Annotated in this window: 4 protein-coding genes; 1 reads left to right on the plus strand and 3 read right to left on the minus strand. The window is 66.1% G+C overall.

The genetic code is table 11. The annotated features are described in order from the left end of the window. Positions 1–201 precede the first annotated feature (201 nt). Positions 202–1,203 (plus strand): D-glycerate dehydrogenase, encoded by a 1,002-nt coding sequence (locus tag EOA27_RS28775; RefSeq protein ID WP_126079395.1) that lies wholly within the window; start codon positions 202–204, stop codon positions 1,201–1,203. A 4-nt stretch (positions 1,204–1,207) separates the two neighbouring features. Here the strand turns inward: EOA27_RS28775 and EOA27_RS28780 are convergent, their stop codons facing one another. The 3 genes from EOA27_RS28780 to EOA27_RS28790 all read right to left on the minus strand — a co-directional run. After that, entirely contained in the window at positions 1,208–1,621 is a 414-nt protein-coding gene (locus tag EOA27_RS28780) for a DUF126 domain-containing protein (RefSeq protein WP_126079394.1), read from the minus strand. Beyond that, positions 1,618–2,871, minus strand: a complete 1,254-nt coding sequence (locus tag EOA27_RS28785; protein WP_126079393.1) for an aconitase X catalytic domain-containing protein — start codon at positions 2,869–2,871, stop codon at positions 1,618–1,620. The genes EOA27_RS28780 and EOA27_RS28785 overlap by 4 nt, the downstream gene beginning before the upstream one ends. Then, a partial coding sequence (locus tag EOA27_RS28790) for a GNAT family N-acetyltransferase (protein ID WP_145970593.1) occupies positions 2,868–3,263 on the minus strand: 396 nt, incomplete at its 5' end. The genes EOA27_RS28785 and EOA27_RS28790, both read right to left, overlap by 4 nt.

The raw sequence follows: 3,263 nt of genomic DNA on the forward strand, positions 1-3,263 counted from the left end.
GTTACAGGAGTGGGCTGATGCCGTGACTGGCTACAAGTTTCGCCGGTCTTGGTTAAAGAGGTCTCAACGAGATCGGTTTCGAGAGCATGACCCCGAGAAGTGGGAATCGGCTTTCGGAAACGATCATGCTCCAAAAAAGAGCAGGATCAGGATGACGATTCAACGAGACGTCAACCTGATCTAGCAAGCTTCGGGGATAAAATGGCAGGCAAAAAACGGCCCCTCGTCGTCATCACGCGCAAGCTGCCCGACCCTGTCGAGACCCGCATGCGCGAGCTGTTCGACGCAAGGCTGAATGTCGAGGACCGGCCGATGACCCAGCCGGAGCTGGTCGCGGCGATCAAGGAAGCCGACGTGCTGGTTCCCACCATCACCGACCACATCGACGCGGCGCTGATCGCCCAGGCTGGCGAAAACCTGAAGCTGATCGCCAATTTCGGCAACGGCGTCGACAAGATCGACGTCTCGGCGGCCGCCAAGAAAGGCATCACCGTCACCAACACGCCGAATGTGCTCACCGAAGACACCGCCGACATGACCATGGCGCTGATGCTCGCCGTGCCGCGCAGGCTCGCCGAAGGCGCCAATGTGCTGACAGGCGAGAAGAAATGGGCCGGCTGGTCGCCGACCTGGATGCTCGGCCGGCGCATCTGGGGCAAACGTCTTGGCATCGTCGGCATGGGCCGCATCGGCACGGCCGTCGCCAGGCGGGCCAAGGCCTTCGGCCTGTCGATCCACTATCACAACCGGCACCGCGTGCTGCCGGCGGTCGAGGAGGAGCTGGAGGCAACCTATTGGGAAAGCCTCGACCAGATGCTGGCCCGCATGGACATCATCTCGGTCAATTGTCCCTCGACGCCGGCGACGTTCCACCTTTTGTCCGGCCGCCGGCTGGCGCTGATGCAGCCTTCGGCTTACCTGGTCAACACGGCGCGCGGCGACATCATCGACGAGGAAGCGCTGATCAAGCTGATCCATGACGGCAAGATCGCCGGCGCCGGCCTCGACGTCTATGAGCACGAGCCGGCGCTGAACACCAAGCTGTTGAAGCTTGCCGCCAAGGGCAAGGTGGTGCTTCTGCCGCATATGGGATCGGCCACGCTCGAGGGCCGCATCGACATGGGCGAGAAGGTGATCATCAACATCCGCGCCTTCTTCGACGGCCACCGCCCGCCGGATCGGGTTTTGCCGCTGAGGACCTGAGGGCTTAAACGGCCGCGGTAATCGCACCGTCCGCGCCGACGGCTACCGCGCCTCCGCGGTAGGCATCGAACGCGCCGCGGTCGAGCCGCACCGCGATCGGCGTCTGCCAGCCCATTTCCCGGGCGACTATCAGGCCGAGCAGCAGGATGGCGTCCGGCTCTTGCAGCACCAGGGCCACCGGCGCGCGGCCGTTGTGGACCAGTTCCATCAGCACTGCCGAAGCCGATGACGAGCCGATCGTGCCCGGCAGGAACAGCACGCGGCCGGCAATGACTTCGCCATGCTGCGGGTGGCGGACATCGGCGATGCGGCCTGTCTTCGGGTCGACGCCGCCCCAGAAGCTGATCGGCGCCGTCAGCACCAGCGCCTCGCCTTCGCCGGCCTTGCCCGGCACCAGGATTTCGGCTGCTGAGTTCATGCGCCGACATCCGTGAAGACCGGCTTGCCGAGGACCGCGCTTTCGACGCAATCGGCGAGCGAGGCGTAGAGCACCGCATATCCGGTGTTGCCCGGCGCGTAATGCGCGAACTTGCCCGAATTGGTCATCAGCACGCCGTTGCCGATGTCTGGCATGATCGGCGTCACCACCACGCATGTATCGGCGACGATGACGACGCCGCTGGCCTCGAGCCTCTTTCGCCGACCGTCCTTTTCCAGCAAGGCAAGCGCGTGACGGCCGGTGCACGCATAGATCGGCACCGCGAGCCGCCGCCCGCCGATCAGCCGCTCCAGGCTGTCGAACTCGGCGTTCGAAAGATGCGGGCTGCCGATCGCCACCGCATCGATGGCTTTAGGCGCTGCCGCGGTCGACAGGCCCGCGCGGGCCTTGGCAACCATCTCAGGCGTCACGCGGATCACCGCTTCCGGTTCCGGCCCGGCCAGGATGCTTGCGACGTCGGGAGCCTCGGGCGTCACGCCGGCGATGTGGAACAGGCCGACGGCGCCGGACGATGCGGCCGCAGCGCCGAAGGCTTTCAGCGCGTCTTCGCCGGGATGACTGGCCACGTCGGTGACGACACCGATTGCGTTGCCGACCTCACGGCCGTAGAGGCTGCCCAGGACAGGCCAGGCGATCTCCGAGGCAAGGAAGGAGGGCGACAGGCCCGAGACGTCGAATACCAGCCGCGCCAGGCGGTTTTCAGGCCGATGCATGCCGTAATCCGGCGCGCGGCCGGTGATGGCGCAGGCAATGTCGAGGAAATCGCCGTAGCGGTTGGTGCGCGCGCCCAGCACAGAGTTGCAGAAGACGACCGCGTTGGACTCGCCCCAGGCCACGTCGCTGCCGAGTGCTGGCCTGTGCCCGGCCTGATAGGGCGCGCAGGTCCAGCTCTGCTCGCAGCCGAGCTTGCGATAGGCCTCCATCATCCGCCGCGCCATGCCGCGCTGCGGCTCTTCCAGGCGGATGCGCGAGCAGCCCATCAGGTCGAGCGCTCCGACATTGAGCGTCGAGCGTACCGCGACCTTCGCGCCGCCTTCGACCAGCTTTTCGGCGAACAGCGTGCCGGAATCGCCGTGATAGAGCGCCCCGTCGATATGCGCGGACGCGATCGGGATCAGCCGTGGCGCGCCGAGCAGCTTGGCGCTTTCGGCGACGATGCGCATCGCCATGCCCGCGCCGTCCTGCCGGGCGGCGATCGCCTGTTCTTCCGGGCTGAGGGCCAGGCTCAAGGCAGCACCTTGCGCATGGTGATGGAGGTCGACCTGTCATAGCCCGCATGCGCCGTGCGCCCGGTCTCGCGAAAGCCGAGCCGGGCGAAGGCTGCGTGGTTTGCGGTCAGCTCGATGCGGCTCTGCAGCTCGATCGCATCCTTGCCGCGCGCGCGGGCAAGATCCTCCACCGCTTGCATCAGCCGGGCTCCGAGACCCTGACCCTGAAGCGCTGGCTCGACCGCGAGCTTGCCGACATAGAAATCCCGCGCCCGCTCCAGCGCGAAGACGCAGCCGACGACACGGCCGTTCTCGACGGCCACAAAGCACGTCTCCTTTTTCGCCTTCTCGGCAAGGTTGTCGGCGCTCAGAAGATGCGCCGATGACGGTGGGTCGATGACGCCGTCCATATA

Origin of the sequence: Mesorhizobium sp. M2A.F.Ca.ET.037.01.1.1, from assembly GCF_003998075.1 — a bacterium.
In the GTDB taxonomy this organism is placed as follows: Bacteria; Pseudomonadota; Alphaproteobacteria; order Rhizobiales; family Rhizobiaceae; genus Mesorhizobium.

Excerpts from the sequence above, each read along its gene's own strand:
- EOA27_RS28780 (WP_126079394.1), bottom strand. The coding sequence starts at position 1,621 with ATGAACTCAGCAGCCGAAATCCTGGTGCCGGGCAAGGCCGGCGAAGGC.
- EOA27_RS28775 (WP_126079395.1), top strand. The coding sequence starts at position 202 with ATGGCAGGCAAAAAACGGCCCCTCGTCGTCATCACGCGCAAGCTGCCC.